The sequence below is a fragment of the Neorhizobium sp. 05N33 genome, from assembly GCF_056397445.1.
This window is the reverse complement of sequence record NZ_JBFTNK010000001.1, coordinates 872,431-888,440: the sequence shown is the minus strand read 5'-3', so window position 1 is coordinate 888,440 and position 16,010 is coordinate 872,431. Positions and strand designations below refer to the sequence as shown.

Annotated in this window: 22 protein-coding genes; 16 read left to right on the top strand and 6 right to left on the bottom strand. The window is 62.3% G+C overall.

The window, feature by feature from the left end; translation table 11 throughout:
- Positions 1-103: 103 nt before the first annotated feature.
- The 3 genes from AC1DLT_RS04170 to AC1DLT_RS04160 all read left to right on the top strand — a co-directional run bounded on the left by AC1DLT_RS04170 (position 104) and on the right by AC1DLT_RS04160 (position 2,700).
- Entirely contained in the window at positions 104-1,261 is a 1,158-nt protein-coding gene (locus AC1DLT_RS04170) for an acyl-CoA dehydrogenase family protein (protein WP_477485968.1), read from the top strand.
- A gap of 10 nt (positions 1,262-1,271) precedes the next feature.
- The gene (locus AC1DLT_RS04165; protein WP_477485967.1) at positions 1,272-2,474 is read left to right on the top strand and encodes an acyl-CoA dehydrogenase family protein; all 1,203 of its coding nucleotides are present in this window, start codon (positions 1,272-1,274) and stop codon (positions 2,472-2,474) included.
- A 67-nt stretch (positions 2,475-2,541) separates the two neighbouring features.
- Positions 2,542-2,700 carry a YqaE/Pmp3 family membrane protein gene (locus AC1DLT_RS04160; RefSeq protein WP_007771448.1) on the top strand — a complete coding sequence of 53 codons (159 nt, stop codon included), beginning with the start codon at positions 2,542-2,544 and terminating at the stop codon, positions 2,698-2,700.
- 41 nt (positions 2,701-2,741) lie between these two features.
- Here the strand turns inward: AC1DLT_RS04160 and AC1DLT_RS04155 are convergent, their stop codons facing one another.
- A complete protein-coding gene (locus AC1DLT_RS04155) occupies positions 2,742-2,978 on the bottom strand; it encodes a hypothetical protein (RefSeq protein ID WP_040123933.1) in 237 nt (78 codons plus the stop codon).
- 196 nt (positions 2,979-3,174) lie between these two features.
- Here AC1DLT_RS04155 and AC1DLT_RS04150 point away from each other — a divergent pair, with 196 nt between their 5' ends.
- Positions 3,175-3,579 carry a GNAT family N-acetyltransferase gene (locus AC1DLT_RS04150; protein WP_477485966.1) on the top strand — a complete coding sequence of 135 codons (405 nt, stop codon included), beginning with the start codon at positions 3,175-3,177 and terminating at the stop codon, positions 3,577-3,579.
- Here the strand turns inward: AC1DLT_RS04150 and AC1DLT_RS04145 are convergent, their stop codons facing one another.
- Positions 3,580-3,978 carry a GFA family protein gene (locus AC1DLT_RS04145; protein WP_477485965.1) on the bottom strand — a complete coding sequence of 133 codons (399 nt, stop codon included), beginning with the start codon at positions 3,976-3,978 and terminating at the stop codon, positions 3,580-3,582.
- Positions 3,979-4,183: 205 nt separating this feature from the next.
- Here AC1DLT_RS04145 and AC1DLT_RS04140 point away from each other — a divergent pair, with 205 nt between their 5' ends.
- On the top strand, positions 4,184-4,969 hold the full coding sequence (locus tag AC1DLT_RS04140; RefSeq protein WP_477485964.1) for a DUF1194 domain-containing protein: 786 nt from the start codon (positions 4,184-4,186) through the stop codon (positions 4,967-4,969).
- Positions 4,970-5,044: 75 nt separating this feature from the next.
- Here AC1DLT_RS04140 and AC1DLT_RS04135 read toward each other — a convergent pair whose 3' ends face one another.
- A complete protein-coding gene (locus AC1DLT_RS04135) occupies positions 5,045-5,752 on the bottom strand; it encodes a phosphatase PAP2 family protein (protein ID WP_477485963.1) in 708 nt (235 codons plus the stop codon).
- Positions 5,753-6,229: 477 nt separating this feature from the next.
- Here AC1DLT_RS04135 and AC1DLT_RS04130 point away from each other — a divergent pair, with 477 nt between their 5' ends.
- Together AC1DLT_RS04130 and AC1DLT_RS04125 are read left to right on the top strand one after the other, a co-directional pair.
- Positions 6,230-6,763: a DUF992 domain-containing protein gene (locus AC1DLT_RS04130; protein WP_040123928.1), complete on the top strand. Its 534-nt coding sequence runs from the start codon at positions 6,230-6,232 to the stop codon at positions 6,761-6,763.
- 194 nt (positions 6,764-6,957) lie between these two features.
- Positions 6,958-7,863 (top strand): S1C family serine protease, encoded by a 906-nt coding sequence (locus tag AC1DLT_RS04125; protein ID WP_040123927.1) that lies wholly within the window; start codon positions 6,958-6,960, stop codon positions 7,861-7,863.
- A 39-nt stretch (positions 7,864-7,902) separates the two neighbouring features.
- Here AC1DLT_RS04125 and AC1DLT_RS04120 read toward each other — a convergent pair whose 3' ends face one another.
- Positions 7,903-9,159 (bottom strand): glycerate kinase type-2 family protein, encoded by a 1,257-nt coding sequence (locus tag AC1DLT_RS04120; RefSeq protein WP_477485962.1) that lies wholly within the window; start codon positions 9,157-9,159, stop codon positions 7,903-7,905.
- Positions 9,160-9,312: 153 nt separating this feature from the next.
- Between AC1DLT_RS04120 and AC1DLT_RS04115 the strand changes: the two genes are divergently transcribed.
- Positions 9,313-9,645: a hypothetical protein gene (locus AC1DLT_RS04115; protein ID WP_040123925.1), complete on the top strand. Its 333-nt coding sequence runs from the start codon at positions 9,313-9,315 to the stop codon at positions 9,643-9,645.
- A gap of 100 nt (positions 9,646-9,745) precedes the next feature.
- Complete coding sequence (locus AC1DLT_RS04110) at positions 9,746-10,174, top strand: hypothetical protein (protein ID WP_477485961.1); 429 nt, start codon at positions 9,746-9,748, stop codon at positions 10,172-10,174.
- On the opposite strand, the gene pcaQ is transcribed toward AC1DLT_RS04110, so the two are convergent.
- Complete coding sequence (gene pcaQ / locus AC1DLT_RS04105) at positions 10,158-11,084, bottom strand: pca operon transcription factor PcaQ (protein WP_477485960.1); 927 nt, start codon at positions 11,082-11,084, stop codon at positions 10,158-10,160. The two genes, AC1DLT_RS04110 and pcaQ, sit on opposite strands and share 17 nt — an antisense overlap.
- Positions 11,085-11,177: 93 nt before the next feature.
- On the opposite strand from pcaQ, the gene pcaD reads away from it, so the two are divergent.
- The 7 genes from pcaD to AC1DLT_RS04070 all read left to right on the top strand — a co-directional run bounded on the left by pcaD (position 11,178) and on the right by AC1DLT_RS04070 (position 15,601).
- Positions 11,178-11,972, top strand: coding sequence for a 3-oxoadipate enol-lactonase (gene pcaD, locus AC1DLT_RS04100; protein WP_477481656.1), 795 nt, complete (start codon positions 11,178-11,180; stop codon positions 11,970-11,972).
- 2 nt (positions 11,973-11,974) lie between these two features.
- Entirely contained in the window at positions 11,975-12,391 is a 417-nt protein-coding gene (gene pcaC / locus AC1DLT_RS04095) for a 4-carboxymuconolactone decarboxylase (protein ID WP_040123922.1), read from the top strand.
- A complete protein-coding gene (gene pcaH, locus AC1DLT_RS04090; RefSeq protein ID WP_024163715.1) occupies positions 12,388-13,128 on the top strand; it encodes a protocatechuate 3,4-dioxygenase subunit beta in 741 nt (246 codons plus the stop codon). Before pcaC ends, pcaH begins: the two co-directional genes overlap by 4 nt.
- 1 nt (position 13,129) lies before the next feature.
- Entirely contained in the window at positions 13,130-13,747 is a 618-nt protein-coding gene (pcaG, locus tag AC1DLT_RS04085; protein WP_477485959.1) for a protocatechuate 3,4-dioxygenase subunit alpha, read from the top strand.
- Positions 13,748-13,781: 34 nt separating this feature from the next.
- Positions 13,782-14,852 (top strand): 3-carboxy-cis,cis-muconate cycloisomerase, encoded by a 1,071-nt coding sequence (locus AC1DLT_RS04080; protein ID WP_477485958.1) that lies wholly within the window; start codon positions 13,782-13,784, stop codon positions 14,850-14,852.
- A 75-nt stretch (positions 14,853-14,927) separates the two neighbouring features.
- On the top strand, positions 14,928-15,179 hold the full coding sequence (locus AC1DLT_RS04075) for a type II toxin-antitoxin system Phd/YefM family antitoxin (RefSeq protein ID WP_040123919.1): 252 nt from the start codon (positions 14,928-14,930) through the stop codon (positions 15,177-15,179).
- Positions 15,179-15,601, top strand: a complete 423-nt coding sequence (locus AC1DLT_RS04070) for a PIN domain-containing protein (protein ID WP_477481652.1) — start codon at positions 15,179-15,181, stop codon at positions 15,599-15,601. The genes AC1DLT_RS04075 and AC1DLT_RS04070 overlap by 1 nt, the downstream gene beginning before the upstream one ends.
- Before the next feature lie 20 nt (positions 15,602-15,621).
- Here the strand turns inward: AC1DLT_RS04070 and AC1DLT_RS04065 are convergent, their stop codons facing one another.
- On the bottom strand, positions 15,622-16,002 hold the full coding sequence (locus AC1DLT_RS04065) for a VOC family protein (RefSeq protein ID WP_477485957.1): 381 nt from the start codon (positions 16,000-16,002) through the stop codon (positions 15,622-15,624).
- Positions 16,003-16,010 lie beyond the last annotated feature (8 nt).

The following is a 16,010-nucleotide window of genomic DNA, read 5'->3' as shown; positions in this document are numbered from 1 at the left end:
GGCGCCACCCCCCTCTGTCACCTCCGGTGACATCTCCCCCTCAAGGGGGGAGATTCGGGAGTTTGCCGCGCCGCGTCACTTCATCTAATCGCGAGACCCAGTCATGGACCTGAACTATTCGGACGAGCAGCTTCTGTTGAAGGAAAGCGCCGAGCGGTTCCTGAAGGATCGCTACGACTTCGAGAAGCGCAACAAGATCATCGCGTCGGGGACCGGCTTCGATGCCGGCTTCTGGTCCGAGATGGCCGATCTCGGCTGGCTGGCGCTGCCGTTTGCCGAAGAGAACGGCGGGCTTGGCGGCGGCGCGGTGGAAATCTCGCTGATCATGGAAGCGATTGGCCGCGCGCTGGTGGTGGAGCCCTATCTTACATCCATCATTCTCGCCGGCGGGCTGGTCGAAAAACTTGGCTCCGAAGAGCAAAAAGCCGAGATTCTCGGCGGCCTGATCGCTGGTACGTCGCGTCCGGCGCTCGCCCATGCCGAGCGGCAAAGCGGTTTTGACCTCGGCAATATCGCCGCCACCGCAACCCGCAGGGGCGAGAACTATCTCATCTCCGGCGAAAAGCCGCTGGTTCCCGGCGGCTCCTTCGCAGGTATCTTTCTGGTCTCGGCCAAGCTCGATGGAACAGTAAAATTGTTCGTCGTGCCTGCGGATGCTGTCGGCCTGACCTCGACCCTAGTGAAACTCGTCGATGGCAGCCGCGCCAGCGATCTTGTCCTCGACAACGTCTCCGTGCCCGCTTCGGCGCTGCTCGATGCCGCGGCAGATACGCTCTGCGAAATCGAAGCGGCCCATGACCGCGTCAATGCGGCGCTTGCCTCGGAAGCGGTCGGCATCATGGATGCGCTGCTGGACGCGACCGTTGCCTATACCAGGGAACGCGTGCAGTTCGGCAAGCCGCTCGCCGCCTTCCAGGCCCTGCAGCACCGGATGGCCGAGATGGCGGTGAAATGCCAGGAGGCCCGCGGTTCGGCATTGCTCGCCACGCTTTCCGTCGACGCGCCGCGCCCGATGCGCATCCGCGGCGTTTCCGGCGCCCGTGCGAAGATCGGCAAGGTCTCCCGCTCCGTTGCGCAGGAGGCGATCCAGCTGCATGGCGCCATGGGCTTTTCGGAAGAGATGCCGATCGGCGCCTGGTTCCGCCGGCTCTACGCGATCGAAAACACGTTCGGCACCACTGCGGACCACCTGAATCGCTATGGCGAGATCATCCGCGATCCCTCCATGCTCTCCGGCAGCCTGCTGCGCGAACCCGTCTGAGGAGATGTCCATGGATCTGTTGATGACGGAAGAAGAGGTTCGATTCCGCAACGAGGTTCGGACATTCCTCGACGCCCATCTGGACGAGGAACTCAAGCGCGCCGAGCGGCTGAATCCCAGCTTCCTCGCCGACCCCGCCATCGGTCTCAAATGGCAGGCGAAGCTCAACGACAGGGGCTGGGTCGCCCCGTCCTGGCCGAAACAATATGGCGGCACCGGCTGGACGCTCGCCGAGCGTTACATCTTCGATCAGGAATGTGAACGCGCCGGCGAGCCGCATTTCCGCGGCGCCTCGATCAAGATGATCGCCCCGGTGATCATGCGCTACGGCAACGAGGCGCAGAAAAGCTTCTACCTGCCGCGCATCCTGAACGGCGAGGATGTCTGGGCGCAGGGTTATTCCGAGCCGGACTCCGGCTCCGACCTCGCATCGCTGAAGACCAGGGCGGTGCTCGACGGCGACCACTATGTCGTGAACGGTTCGAAGATCTGGTCGACGCTGGCGCATCACGCCACGCGGATGTTCGCGCTGGTACGCACCGCCGACACGGGCAAGAAACAGGAAGGCATCACCTTCATCCTGATCGACCTGAAATCGCCGGGCGTCACCATCCGGCCGATCCGCTCGATCTGCGGCACGCATGAATTCAACCAGGTCTTCTTCGACGACGTGAAAGTGCCGGTCTCCGACCGCATCGGCGAGGAAGGCGAGGGCTGGGACATCGCAAAATACCTGCTCGAATTCGAGCGGGGCGGCGCCTTTGCCGGCGGAGTCTTGCGGGCCATGCTGACGCGCCTGCACCGGCTCGCTTCCGAGCCACTGCCGGACGGGCGAACGATGATCGACGATCCGCTGTTCATGGCGCGCTTCGCCGAGATTGCCACGGATGTCGATGCCAACGACATGCTGGAGCTTTCGGCCATGTCCAAGGTCCAGGCAGGCGGCAATCCGGGGTCGGTGCCGTCTTCGACGATGAAGATCGAGCGCAGCCGCATCCGCCAGTCGATCGCCGAACTGGCTGCCTCGATCCTCGGCCCCGATGCGCTGCGCTTTGAAGAACACCGGCCGCTGCATGAGTTGCCGGAGGAAAGCGAGATCGACGAAGAGCGCAAGGTCGCCTCCGCCGTCTATTTCAATTCCCGCTCCCAGAGCATTTTCGGCGGCAGCAACGAGATTCAGCTGGAGATCATCGCAAAGACGCTGCTGAGATGAGCGTCTCCTGAAACCATATCCCATCCGGCGCGTTACCGGCCGAACCCATCAACCCGGAGAACGCCCGTTGGATATCATTCGCATTCTGCTCGCCTTCATCCTGCCGCCGCTCGGCGTGTTCCTCCAGGTGGGCCTCGGCCTGCATTTCTGGCTGAACATCCTGCTCACCCTCTGCGGCTGGCTGCCCGGCATCGTGCATGCGTTGTGGGTGATCCTCCGCAAATAGCGGGATCGAGCGTGTATCGACGAGGATGAGGGCTAAAGCCTCTAAGCGGCGATATCGGCGATTTCGCCTGTCTGCCAGAGGATGCGCGGATCGGACATGTCGCCGCTTTCCATATCGACCTGAACCGAATAGGCCGCGACGCCGACAAAACGGTCGGCCATGGCGCGGGCAATCTTCTCGGCCGAAGCGGCATTCGAGGCCACGCGCATCTCGCCAGGCGTCACGTTGCCCCGCACTTTCTTGAACGGCAGCACGATGAATTTTTCTGACCTGGACATGGCGGTTCCTTCTTCAGTGCCACTCTGTCGATATGCCCGTCGCGAAGTCAACAGCGCCTGCCGGAAATAGGCCGCGCCTCAAGTTGACACGGGTCCGCGCCACCGGAATAGTGGCTCGGTTTCAACGGGTCCAGTTTATGAATATTCGCTTTTCCAACCCGCCGACGCGGACGAGCTGGCCTGCCTCTTTGAGGAGATGCAGGCCTATTACGGTGTCTTCTGCCCGCCGCGCCAGGCCATCCTGACGGGGATTCTCAACCGTCCTCCGCAGACCGAATTCCTGGTTGCCGGGACTGACCGCATCATCGCCGCTGCGGCCTTCGCCGCCATCTATCCCGGACCCGGCCTGCAGCCCGGGTTTTTCCTCAAGGAGCTTTATGTCGCCGGGTCCGAGCGCGGCCGCGATATCGGTACCGCGCTGATGAAGCGGCTGGCAGGGCTGGCAGTCGAGCGCGGTTTCGGCCGCATCGACTGGACGGCGGCTCGGGCCAATGAGCGGCTTTTGAAATTCTATGACGAACTTGGCGGCGACCGGAAGGAAGACCGGATCTTCTACCGGCTCGAAGGCGAGAAGCTGAAGGCGCTGGCCGGCCTGGAATAACTATCCCTTATGGCCCTGATATTGCGGCAGGTCGTCGGTGATCTCGTACCAGGGCGCTTTCGAGCCGACGAAGATATGGTGCGACGGCCGGATTGTCGGGGCATCGACCAGCGTGCCCATCGCCACATGCACCCAGGCCGCCTCCCGCACCCGCGAATAGAGAAGCGAACCGCAGGTCTTGCAATGGGCGTCATGAGTGTCGGCATCTCCGAAGATCAGCAAACCATCTTCGCCCTTTACCACCGCAAACTTCTGCCGTTCGATGCCGGCGAAGGGCTTGAAGGCAGAGCCGGTGGTGCGGCGGCAATCCGAACAATGGCAATTGGCCGCATAAACGAAGGCGTCCTCCACCTCGTAGGCGACTGCGCCGCAAAAACATTTGCCGTTTAACCTCGTCATCGCATGATCCCGCCCAGATACCCGTTGATAAGCGCACTCCCGGCGCCGTCGATGCAGCCGCGGCCGCCATGGCAGATTACGTGGAGTGGCTGCGGAATAAAGGCTTATCACCGAAAGTTGAAGGGAGGCACGCGGAGCGGAGTCGCCCTGCATCGGCGCTGTGTTACAGTTTTAACCAATCGATAACGCAGTGATTGGATTGCCAATGCTTACAACACTCGCGATGCTCATCAGCCTTTCCGCCGCTGCAACCGCTCCGATGATCGCGCAGCAAAAGGGAGGCGAAGTCGATGTGGAGCTGGTTCTCGCGGTCGATACGTCCCGCTCCATGGATTACGAGGAAGTCAGCGTCCAGCGCGAGGGTTATGTCGAGGCGCTCAAGCACAAGGAATTCATCGAGGCGGTAAAGACCGGACTGAACGGCCGCATCGCCGTGAGCTATTTCGAATGGGCCGGCGACGTCGTACCGGAATCGGTCATCGACTGGACGATCATCGAAAACGAGCAGGACGCGATCAATTTCGCCGCCAAGCTCGAGGCCCGGCCGATCGTTACCCAGCGCCGCACCTCGATCTCTGCTGCGATCGCCCAAGGGGCAACGATGATCGTCGCCAATTCCTATCGCGGTGCTCGACAAGTGATCGACATTTCCGGCGACGGGCCGAACAATTCCGGCAATCCCGTCGTCCCGGCCCGCAACAAGGCCATGGAAGCCGGCATCATCATCAACGGACTGGCGATCATGCTGCGGCCCTCGGGCGCACCCGGCGGGCTCGACAAATATTACGGCGACTGCGTCATCGGCGGACCCGGCTCCTTCGTGCTGCCGGTTCACAAGATCGAGGATTTTGCCGTCGCGGTGCGCCGCAAGCTGGTCCTGGAAATCAGCGGGCTCATGCCGCCCGCAATCGTGCAGAAGGCCGCCAGTAGCCAACCTTCCAGCGACTGTCTGGTCGGCGAAAAACAGTGGCAGGACCTGTTCGACCGCTGAGCGCATTTATTGCGCCTCGATACCATCCCGTGTCGCGGGGGCGCATAGACAGCCAAAGGTGTCCAATTCGCCGGACTACTCCGGTACCGCCGAAATGTAGCGTCGCGCGATCATCCAGCACGCCAGCGCCCAGGTCGCGCCGGCGCACCAGCCGCCGAGGACGTCGGTCGGGTAATGGACGCCGAGATAGACCCGGCTGAAACCGATGATGAACGTCAGGAAGATCGCCGCACTGATCAGGAAGATGCGCGTCGAGCGGTAAGACTGGGCGCGCGACAGCAGCGCTCCGAGCGTCAGGTAGGTGACGGCAGACAGCATTGCATGGCCGCTCGGAAAACTGAGGTCGCTGACTTCGACCAGATGCGGCACGATATCCGGCCGCGGACGCGCCACGCCGAGCTTCAGCAAGGAACTCAAAAGCCAGCCGCCGGCGATCGACAGGAACATGAAGAGAGCGATCGCCCTTTGCCGCAACAGGATGAGGAAGACGGTTCCCATCACCGTCATCAGGGTCAGCACGGTGACGCCGCCGAGCGCCGTGATATCCCCCATCGCGTGATTGAGCCAGTAGGGGCCGAGTGGCGTCGCAAGATCCGTGGCGTCGCGCAAGGCGAGCAGGATCTTTTCGTCGAAGGCATGCGTTTCGCCCTCCAGCACCTCGTCGGTCAGCCTGAAGAAGACGAAAAGCCCGCCTGCCAGAAAGGCGACCATCATCAGGCCGATCGGCTCGAAAGTCATGACTCTTTCGACCACTTTTCGTGTCACGCGCTGATGGAATGCCATCCAAGCTCCCTGTTCAATTTCCGTTCATGACCGACTATACGATCCGATACCGGGCCTCGATCGATCCGCAGAGTCGGAAGGCGAAAAGTCCGATTGCCGCCAGCCTGGTTCGGATCGACAGCGAAGGCGGGCATAGATGAAGAACCCGCCGACAATGAGGAAAATAGCGCCCCGTGCCAGCAGTCCAGAGTGCAGATGCCATTGAGGACGTCCGGCGCAGGAATCCGCCTTCGAGATAGCGAAGTTATCAGCCGTTGATGCCCTTCACCGCCTGGGCGCAACCGGCGCAAGTCGCGGTTCCGGAAATGCCGGTGCGCAAGGTCATCTCACGCGTCATCTCACGCTTGGAACAATTCGGTGACAAATCGTGTGCGGCCGCGTTGGATCATTCTTCCGCCACATGCGTTCTCCAACGCTGCCTGACCCGCTTGCATGAGTCTCAGCAAGGGCGGCTGAAGAATTACAAGGAGTACAGGGATGAAGAAGATTGTTGCCGTGGCGCTCGCCGCTCTGCCGGTCGTAACCAGCGCCGGAGCCGCCTTTTCCGCCGATTTGATCACCCGCCGGGACCGCGTTCCGGTTTATGAAGAGCCGGATCAGCGCGGCGGGGTACGCATCGGCTATCTCGATTGCTCGATCGGCGGCGGCGTCGGTTACGTGCTCGGCTCCGCCAAGGAAGCCGACTGCGTCTTTACAACGGCAATCGGCAGCGAACCCCTCGACCGCTATACCGGCACAGTGCGCAAGATGGGAGTCGATCTCGGCTTCACCACACGCTCGCGGCTGATCTGGGCGGTCTTTGCCCCGACCGCCGGTTATCACCACGGTTCGCTCGGTGGCCTCTACCAGGGCGCCACCGCCGAGGCCACCGTCGGTGCCGGCATCGGCGCCAACCTCCTCGTTGGCGGCACCGCCGGCTCCATCCATCTGCAGACGGTGAGCGTCACGGGCCAGCTCGGCCTCAACGTCGCCGCCACCGGCACCTCGGTGACGCTGACGCCGGCGGGCTGAGGTTTTAAAAGCGCATTCCCTTCCCCGGAAACGGGGGAGGGGCTAAAATGAGGTAGAGCATTTCGCGAGCATGAGTTCTCTCCGGCCTCTTGCTCCACGCCGTTCACATTCATACCTTAAAGAAACGGTATGGTTAGCCTTTGCAGACCCTTGCGGGGTTCCGGACCGCGTATTGCCTCATCAGGATTTGCATCATGGATCTCGAGAAAAGTTTACGGTCGGTCGTGGCCGTGCGTGCTTCAATCCCGGACAACGCCTTTACGGCCAATACTCTCGGCACCCGCCGGGAAGGTAGCGGCGTGGTGATCCGCGAAAACGGGTTGGTCCTGACGATCGGTTACCTGATCACCGAAGCCGAAGACGTCTGGCTGACGCGCCAGGACGGCCGCGTCGTGCCGGCCCATGCGCTCGCCTACGATCAGGAAAGCGGCTTCGGCCTGGTGCAGGCCATGGCCCCGCTCGATCTGCCGGCGCTCCAGATCGGCGATTCCGCCACAGCAACGCTCGGCGATCCCGTTGTCTTCGCCGATGGGGAGGGAGAATATGTGCGCGGCAATATCGTCGCCAAGCAGGAATTCGCTGGATATTGGGAATATCTTCTGGACGAGGCGATCTTCATCGCGCCCGCCCATCCGTCCTGGGGCGGCGCGGCGCTGATCGATACGGAAGGCAAGCTGCTCGGCGTCGGATCGCTGCGCCTACAGATGAGCAAGGGCGGAGAGATCGCCGACATCAACATGGTGGTCCCGATCAACCTCCTGAAGCCGATCCTCGACGATCTCCTCAATCGCGGCGAGTTCAACCGCCCGCCACGCCCCTGGCTCGGCGCCATGTCGGCGGAAAGCAACGGCGAAGTGGTGGTCATGAGCGTCACCGAAAACGGACCGGCGGCCCAGGCGGGCCTGAAGCGGGGCGACGTGATTTCGGAGATTCGCGACGGTGAGGTCGACGGGCTTGCGGATTTCTACCGCAAGATCTGGGACAGCGGGCCTCCGGGTGCCGAAATCCCGATGCGCATCCTGCGCGATGGACGGGAGGCCTGGCTCAGGGTGAAGTCGGCGGACCGGAACGATTTCTTGCGGAAGCCGCAGCTGCAGTGACCTCTTCTCCCCAGCTTGAGAGAGAAGAGATTGATGCCGCTACCGTACCACGATCGCCCGGAAATCGTTGACATTGGTCCCGGTCGGCCCGGTATCGAACACGTCGCCAATCGCCGAAAACCCTGAAAAACTGTCGTTCCGGTCGAGCAATTTGCGGCCATCCAGGCCGCCAGCCCGCAATCGCCTCGCCGTCGTGCCGTCGACAAAAGCGCCGGCATTGGTTTCCGATCCGTCGATACCGTCCGTGTCGGCGGCCAGTGCGGTGATCTCATGCCCGTCGATCGCCAGCGCCAAGGCCAGCGCGAATTCGCCGTTGCGGCCGCCCCGACCGCCCTTCGCGCGCATCGTCACCGTCGTCTCCCCACCGGACAGCAGGACCGCCGGTTTTGCGAACGGCCGGTCGCGGAGCGACACCTCGCGGGCAAGCGCCGCATGCACCAGCGCCACATCACGCGCTTCGCCTTCGACGGAATCGGAGAGGATATAAGGCGTCACCCCATGGGCGCGGGCGACTTCGGCGGCCGCCTCCAGCGAGACACCGGCCGAGGCAATGACGAAATGATCATGGCGAGCAAAGATGGGATCGTCCGGTTCCGGCGCGTCGGCAGCCGGCGAATTCAGATGAACGATCATCGCAGCCGGCAGTTCCAGCTTGTACTGCTCGACGATCGCCAGTGCATCGTGACGCGTCGTGGTATCCGGAATGGTCGGACCGGAGGCGACGAAGGCCGGATTGTCGCCGGGAATATCCGAGACGATCAGGCTGACGACACGGGCTCTGGTCGCCGCCGCAAGCCGGCCGCCCTTGATGGTGGAGAGATGTTTGCGAACGACATTCATGGCCGAGATCGGCGCTCCCGAGGCAAGCAGCGTCTCGTTCAGGGCGATCTCGTCTTCCAGCGTCAGCCCTTCGGGTGGGGCAGGCAGCAGGGCGGAACCGCCGCCGCAGACGAGCGCGATGACGAGGTCGTTTTCGGAGAGGCCGGAAATTGTCTCGACCAGCCGTTTTGCGCCGGCGAGGCCCGCCGCATCCGGCACCGGATGCGAGGCCTCGAGTATCTCGATCGACTTCGTTTCACAGCCATAACCGTATCGGGTCACGACCACGCCGGTCAGCGGCCCGGTCCACACGCTTTCGAGTGCCGCCGCCATCTGGGCCGCACCCTTGCCGGCGCCAACGACAACGGTGCGGCCGTTCGGAGGCGGGGCGGGCAGGTGTTTTATGATGCCGGTCAGCGGATCGGCGGCCTTCACGGCAGCCTTGAACAGCGCCTCCAGCAGTTCCCGGTCCCTCATCGCTTTTCCTCCACTTCTCCGTCACTCGCGCTCTTTCGATCACGCTCGTCAACAACCGTCAACCGGGCTTGATCGCGCCGCCCCTTTGGCGCGGAACAAAGCGAGCGAGTGTCGGTTGTCCCATGGGCTCACCAAAACGAAGGAGCGAAAAGCATGCCTGAACATCTGAAAGAAGCCGGTTACCCAGGCCAGATCGACATCGGCGGCGACAGGTCACCCGTGACTTACAAATTGAAGGCCAGAAAAGAGGATGACGGCGCGTTCCATGTGGCGGTGAGCCTCAGCGCCCCGCGCGACTGGCTGCTGAAGCACGGCTTTCGCACGGAGGCCACGCTGGTGCGCCAAGGCGGCGCCGAAATGCCGGTGCATTTCGAGGAGACGCTCAACGTCGCCGACAATATCTCGGTGACGCTGCGCGCCGATGACGCGGTGCTAGCCTCGATGGACGAATTGCGCCGCACGTTTCCCGAGCTGCGACCGACCTGAATCCTCGGCAACTGTTTGCGCGCAGGAACCGCAACGTATAATCGCTGGTCCGACCGGTCGTTCGGCCGGGCATTCTTTTGACGGTTAAGGCGGCGAGATCTTGGAAAGGCTTGAACAGAAGACAGCGGCGCGATCCTGCGGCACCTGCACGCTCTGCTGCCGGCTTCCCGAAATCTCGGCGCTGGACAAGCCGCCGGACGCCTGGTGCCGGCACTGTACGGAGGGGCAGGGCTGCGCAATCTATACCGACCGGCCTCAGCTTTGCCGCGATTTCCTCTGTCTGTGGATGACGGACCCGGGTGTTCCAGAGGTTTGGCAGCCGCTGACATCGAAGATGCTCGTCTATGAGCAGGGCGCGCAACTGACGGTACTGGTCGATCCGGACCATCCGGATGTCTGGAAACAGGCGCCGTATCGTTCCGATCTCAACGATTGGGCCGAGGCTGCGCAGGCGCGCGGCCATTACATCATCCTGTTTTGCGGCGACGACGTGATGAAGATAGAGCCGGGCATTACCGCGCCGGCATGATCTCTGCGGCGGCCTGCCGGATGGTCTGCATCAGGATCGAGAGCGGCGTGGAGGGATTTGCATCGGCACGAATGGTGAGGCCGACCGGGCCGCGGGTCTCGCTCGTATCGATCGGCAGCGTCGCCAGAACCCCGTCCTCGATGTCGGCTGTGACCACTCCGGCGGAGATGATCCAGATCGCATCGCTCGACCGTACGAAGGCACGGCCGAAAGCGTCGGAGACGGTCTCCACCTGGGTCGGCAGGCTGGCCACGCCATTGGCGATCAGGAACTGTTCGACCGACGGCCGGATGATCGAGCCGCGCGTCGGCATCAGCACCGGATAGTCGGCAAACCCTTCGAAGATCGATCGCTTGCCGTCGAGCAGGTGGTGTCCGGTGCGGACGGCGAACACCACCTGTTCCGAGTAAAGATGTTCGAAGGAGAGGCCGGTCATTTTTTCCGGCAAGGCGAGCCGGCCGACCACCAGATCGAGATCGCCGACCCGAAGCTGTTCCATCAAAACGGCATTATCTCCCGTCACGATCTTAACTCGGCTGCCGGTCTTCTCGGCGAGGAAGAGTGTCATGGCGAGCGGCATCACCCGTGTGGAGACGGTTGGGAGCGCACCGATGCGGACCGGGGGTGCGGAATCGAACAGTTCCTGCGAGACGGAATCGATGCCTTGGCGGAGGGCCGTCAGCGCCGCGCCCGCATGGCGCAGAAAAACCTCGCCGTAGCGGGTGATGCGGATGCCGCGGCCTTCGCGCTCGAACACGGCGACGCCCAGCGCCTCCTCGAGCTCGCGGATGGTCTTGGTGACGGCCGGCTGGCTGACATGCAGAATTTCGGCTGCCTTGACCACGCTTTTTTGGCGCGCGACCTCGACAAATGTATGCAAGTGCCGAAACTTGACTCGGGAGTTGATCAAGATCAAATAACCCTGCGGTTAGGGGATCATGCTGAAATATCATTTTACCTAACCAGAAACTAGTGCAATCTATCAAAGCGAGAGGAGGCGCTGATGCAGTTTGTACACATCAACGACATTGTGATCCATTACGACATCCAGCGCGCAGGTGACGGAAAGCCCGTCATCGTGTTCATCAATTCGCTCGGAACCGACAGTCGCATCTGGCATCACGAACTGCCGAAGCTTGCCGAAGATTATACGATCCTCACCTATGACAAGCGCGGCCACGGGCTGTCCGGCCTTGGCAATCCGCCCTATTCGATCGCCGACCACGCGGCCGATCTCTCCGGCCTGCTCGACCACCTGCAGCTCAGCCAGGTCATCGTCTGCGGCCTTTCGGTCGGCGGGCTGATTGCGCAAAGTCTGTATGCCACCCGGCCGGACCTCGTGAAAGCGCTGATCTTCTCCGACACCGCGCACAAGATCGGTACGGCCGAAAGCTGGGCGGCGCGCATTGCCGCCGTCGAGCAGAACGGCATCGGCAGCATCCTCGACGCGATCATGGAGCGCTGGTTCACCGCACCGTTCCGCAAGCCGGACAATGCCGCCTACCAGGCCTATTGCAACATGCTGGTGCGCCAGCCGACCTCCGGTTACAGCGGCACCTGCGCCGCGATCCGCGATGCGGATTTCACCGAGGCCGCCAAAAGAATCGCGGTGCCCGTGCTCTGCATCGTCGGCCGCGAAGACGGCTCGACACCGCCCGAACTCGTCAGGTCGTTTGCAGACCTGATCCCCGGCGCGCGTTACGAAATCATCGAGGGTGCGGCGCATATTCCCTGCGTTGAGGCACCCGCCGCCCATGCCGCGCTGATCCGCGGCTTCATCGAACAACTCGAGGACTAGACATGGCCGATCCTGCCGCGCCATCGGAACGTTACGCTCAGGGCATGAAGACCCGCCGCGCGGTGCTGGGCGACGCCCATGTGGACCGCGCCCTGGCAAACCAGACACCGTTCGACGGACCGTTCCAGGAAATGATCACCGAAGGCGCCTGGGGCACGGTCTGGTCGCGCCCGAACTGGACGAAGCGCGAGCGCTCGATGGTGACGATCGCGCTTCTCGCCGCACTCGGCCATCACGACGAAGTCGCCATGCATATCCGCGCAACCGCCAATACGGGTGCGACAAAGGACGATATCTGCGAAGCCCTGATGCATGTGGCAATCTATGCCGGCGTACCGGCCGCCAATCATGCCTTCAAGATCGCCAAAGCCACTTATGCCGAAATGGACGCGGACAAGGCCGCGGGAGAGCAAAAATGAAGAACACACCCCCAGAAACCACACCCTTTTTCGCCCGTGACAGGGAATGGCATCCGCCGGCCTTCACGCCGGGCTACAAGACTTCGGTGCTGCGCTCGCCGCAGCGCGCGCTGATTTCGCTCGAAGGCACCAAGAGCGAGATCACCGGCCCGGTCTTCGGCCACAACATCCTCGGCGAGTTCGATAACGACCTGATCGTCAACTATGCGAAGCCCGGCGAGATGGCGCTTGGCGAACGCATCCTGGTCTACGGCCGCGTCATCGACGAGCGTGGCCGCGGCGTTCCGGGCGCGCTGGTGGAATTCTGGCAGGCCAATGCCGGCGGCCGATACCGCCACAAGAAGGAAACCTATCTCGCTCCGCTCGACCCGAATTTCGGCGGCTTCGGCCGCACGATCACCGACGAGGACGGTGGCTATGCGTTCAAGACCATCAAGCCCGGCCCCTATCCGTGGCCGAACGGCGTCAACGACTGGCGCCCGGCGCATATCCACTTCTCGGTTTTCGGCCATGGTTTTGCCCAGCGCCTGATCACCCAGATGTATTTCGAGGGCGACCCGATGATCTGGATTTGTCCGATCGTGAAGACCATACCGGACGAGAACGCGATCAAGGGGCTGATTGCCGCGCTCGACATGCAGAACACCATCCCGCACGACATGCGGGCCTACAAATTCGATATCGTCCTGCGCGGCCGTCGCTCGACATTCTTCGAGAACCGTAAAGAGGGCAACTGAGATGGTCCAGCCGCTCACCTATTTCAAGGAATCCGCTTCGCAGACCGCGGGTCCGTATGTCCATATCGGCTGCACGCCGAACTTTTCCGGTATTACCGGAGTCTACGACACCGATCTCGGCTCCGGCCCGATGGTCAACGACCAGACGCGCGGCGAACGCATCACCATCCGCGGTTTCATCTATGACGGCACGATGACCCCGCTCAAGGATGCGATGATCGAGATCTGGCAGGCGGACGCCGACGGCTATTACAACAGCCCGTCGGAAACCCGCGGCAAGGCCGATCCGAACTTCTTCGGCTGGGCCCGTCAGCCGGGCGACATGGCGACCGGCGAATTCGCCTTCGAAACGATCAAGCCTGGCAAGGTACCGTTCCGCGACGGCCGCCCGATGGCACCGCACGTCACCTTCTGGGTCGTCGCCCGCGGCATCAATCTCGGCCTCAACACCCGCATGTACTTCTCCGACGAGGAAGAGGCCAATGCGGCGGATCCTATCCTGTCGCGCATCGAGCACCGCGTTCGGGTTCCCACCTTGATCGGCAAGCGTGACGGTAATACCGTCACCTTCAACATCTATCTTCAGGGCGAAAACGAAACCATATTCTTCGATATCTGAGATCGAAGAATCAGGGTTCGCCCCGGGAGTAGATATGAGCGTCTCGGCTTTCGAGCATCCATTCCTGTCCGGTCTCGTCGGTGACGACGAGACCGGACAGCTGTTTTCGGTGAAAGCCGAGATCGACGCCATGCTGGCCTTCGAAACGGGCCTTGCCAAGGCTGAGGCGTCCTGCGGCGTCATCCCCGCCGAGGCTGCGGAGCGCATTGCCGCAGCCTTGCAGACATTTGAGCCGGACATGGCCGGGCTGCGAAACGGCACCGCGCGCGACGGCGTCGTTGTCGCCGAACTCGTCAAGCAGCTTCGCGATGCCGTCAATCAGCAGGCGGGTGGCGGCGAGGCCGCCAAGCACGTGCATTTCGGCGCGACCAGCCAGGACGTCATCGACACGGCGCTCATGATCCGCCTGAAGCAGGCCTGCTCTCTGTTCATCGAGCGGCTCGCCGCCCTCGAGAAGGTTTTCAATGACATCGACCAGACATTCGGCAGCCGGAGGCTGATGGGCCATACCCGCATGCAGGCGGCAATCCCGATCACCGTTTCGGACCGTATCCGCGCCTGGAAAGAACCGTTGACCCGGCATCACCAGCGGCTCGACAGGTTTTCCGAGACCGGTTTTGCCGTGCAGTTCGGCGGCGCTGCGGGCAGCCTCGAAAAGCTCGGGGACAAGGCCGCCGAGGTGCGCAAGGCGCTGGCCTGGGAACTGTTTCTGACCGACGTGCCGCAATGGCAGAGCCAACGCGACCGGCTGGCGGAATTCGCAAACATCCTCACGATGATTTCCGGCTCGCTCGGCAAGCTCGGCCAAGACGTGGCGCTGCTCGCGCTGATGGGCGGCGAAATGGAGCTCGCTGGCGGCGGCGGCTCCTCCGCCATGGCCCACAAGCAGAACCCGGTTGCTGCCGAGGTGCTGGTATCGCTCGCACGTTTCAACGCGGTACAGCTTTCCGGCATACAGCAATCGATGGTGCATGAGCAGGAACGCTCAGGTGCGGCCTGGACGCTCGAATGGCTGATCCTGCCGTCCATGGTGATCGCGACCGGCGCGGCTCTAAGGCTAGCAACGGAACTTGCCGGCAATGTCAGGTCGCTGGGCAAGGGCTGACGGCATCTGCATTGAAGGACGGGCAATTCTAGTATATTTTCGAAGAAAGATACTAGAGATGCTCCGGAGGTCGTAATGACCCTTTCCTACATGACCAGCGCCTCCTTCAACCAGAACCCGAGCAAGGCCCGCCAGGCGGCAAACGAAAATCCGTTGGTCATCACCGATCACGGCAAGCCGACGCATGTGCTTGTCAGCTACGAGGAATTCGAGGCCAACTGGAAGAAGCCGAAGAGTCTTGCCGAGGCACTGTATGATCCTAACGGCTCGGACCAGGATTTTGACCCTCCGCGGCTCAGTTTCGAGAATCGCGAGATCGAATTCTGATGCCATTCCTGCTGGATACCAATGTCGTCTCGGCAGCACGACGTTTGAAGAAGCAGGCGGCCGAGTTTCAGAACTTCATGGAAACATTTCCCATGAACGACGCCTTTATCTCGGCTGTCACCGTCATGGAGGTGCAATTCGGGATCCAGCAGGAAAGCAAAAAGGATCCTGAATTCGCGGCCAACCTGGCGCGATGGCTCCGATCCCATCTGCTTGTCGATTTCAGCGACCGCATTCTTCCCTTCGACACGGCGATTGCTCTTCGCACCGGCACCCTCCCCACCCCGAACAAGCGGCCGTCACCGGATGCAATGATCGCCGCGACAGCGTTGCATCACGGGCTGACCGTCGTCACCCGTAACATCTCGGATTTCGAGCCGCTTGGCGTGCCCTGCCTCAATCCCTGGACTTTTCAAGGCTGAACCGGCCAGGCTTGCGCGCCCTACTCCGTGATCTCGACCGGATTGCCGTCGGGATCCGAGATCACCGCCTCGTAGAACCCGTCTCCGGTCATGCGGGCCGGGGAGACGAGGATGCCCATCACTGCCGCCCTGGCGGCCATCTCGTCGACCGCCTTTCGGCTGCCGAGCGAAATTGCCATATGTGCGTAACCGGCGCGCTCCCGCGGCGCTTCCGGCGCAATCCACGGACCGGTCATGATCTCGATCGTCGCACCTTCGGAAAGAGTGAGGAATTTCGAGGAGAAGCCGGCGCGCCGACGGCTCTCATAGAGCGGGCTGGCGGTGGCGCCGAACATGTCTTCGAAGAACGCGACGAGCCTGTCGAGTTCCGGTGTCCAAAGCGCGACATGCGCAAGTTTCATAACTCATC

Bases quoted from the DNA above. Each gene is read 5' to 3' on its own strand.
- pcaC (WP_040123922.1), top strand. From the start codon at position 11,975: ATGGCCGATCCTGCCGCGCCATCGGAACGTTACGCTCAGGGCATGAAG.
- AC1DLT_RS04075 (WP_040123919.1), top strand. From the start codon at position 14,928: ATGACCCTTTCCTACATGACCAGCGCCTCCTTCAACCAGAACCCGAGC.
- AC1DLT_RS04155 (WP_040123933.1), bottom strand. From the start codon at position 2,978: ATGTCCAGGTCAGAAAAATTCATCGTGCTGCCGTTCAAGAAAGTGCGG.
- pcaH (WP_024163715.1), top strand. From the start codon at position 12,388: ATGAAGAACACACCCCCAGAAACCACACCCTTTTTCGCCCGTGACAGG.
- pcaG (WP_477485959.1), top strand. From the start codon at position 13,130: ATGGTCCAGCCGCTCACCTATTTCAAGGAATCCGCTTCGCAGACCGCG.
- AC1DLT_RS04165 (WP_477485967.1), top strand. From the start codon at position 1,272: ATGGATCTGTTGATGACGGAAGAAGAGGTTCGATTCCGCAACGAGGTT.
- AC1DLT_RS04115 (WP_040123925.1), top strand. From the start codon at position 9,313: ATGCCTGAACATCTGAAAGAAGCCGGTTACCCAGGCCAGATCGACATC.
- AC1DLT_RS04070 (WP_477481652.1), top strand. From the start codon at position 15,179: ATGCCATTCCTGCTGGATACCAATGTCGTCTCGGCAGCACGACGTTTG.
- AC1DLT_RS04140 (WP_477485964.1), top strand. From the start codon at position 4,184: ATGCTTACAACACTCGCGATGCTCATCAGCCTTTCCGCCGCTGCAACC.
- pcaD (WP_477481656.1), top strand. From the start codon at position 11,178: ATGCAGTTTGTACACATCAACGACATTGTGATCCATTACGACATCCAG.
- AC1DLT_RS04150 (WP_477485966.1), top strand. From the start codon at position 3,175: ATGCAGGCCTATTACGGTGTCTTCTGCCCGCCGCGCCAGGCCATCCTG.
- AC1DLT_RS04135 (WP_477485963.1), bottom strand. From the start codon at position 5,752: ATGGCATTCCATCAGCGCGTGACACGAAAAGTGGTCGAAAGAGTCATG.
- AC1DLT_RS04065 (WP_477485957.1), bottom strand. From the start codon at position 16,002: ATGAAACTTGCGCATGTCGCGCTTTGGACACCGGAACTCGACAGGCTC.
- AC1DLT_RS04145 (WP_477485965.1), bottom strand. From the start codon at position 3,978: ATGACGAGGTTAAACGGCAAATGTTTTTGCGGCGCAGTCGCCTACGAG.
- AC1DLT_RS04080 (WP_477485958.1), top strand. From the start codon at position 13,782: ATGAGCGTCTCGGCTTTCGAGCATCCATTCCTGTCCGGTCTCGTCGGT.
- AC1DLT_RS04120 (WP_477485962.1), bottom strand. From the start codon at position 9,159: ATGAGGGACCGGGAACTGCTGGAGGCGCTGTTCAAGGCTGCCGTGAAG.
- AC1DLT_RS04130 (WP_040123928.1), top strand. From the start codon at position 6,230: ATGAAGAAGATTGTTGCCGTGGCGCTCGCCGCTCTGCCGGTCGTAACC.
- AC1DLT_RS04170 (WP_477485968.1), top strand. From the start codon at position 104: ATGGACCTGAACTATTCGGACGAGCAGCTTCTGTTGAAGGAAAGCGCC.
- AC1DLT_RS04125 (WP_040123927.1), top strand. From the start codon at position 6,958: ATGGATCTCGAGAAAAGTTTACGGTCGGTCGTGGCCGTGCGTGCTTCA.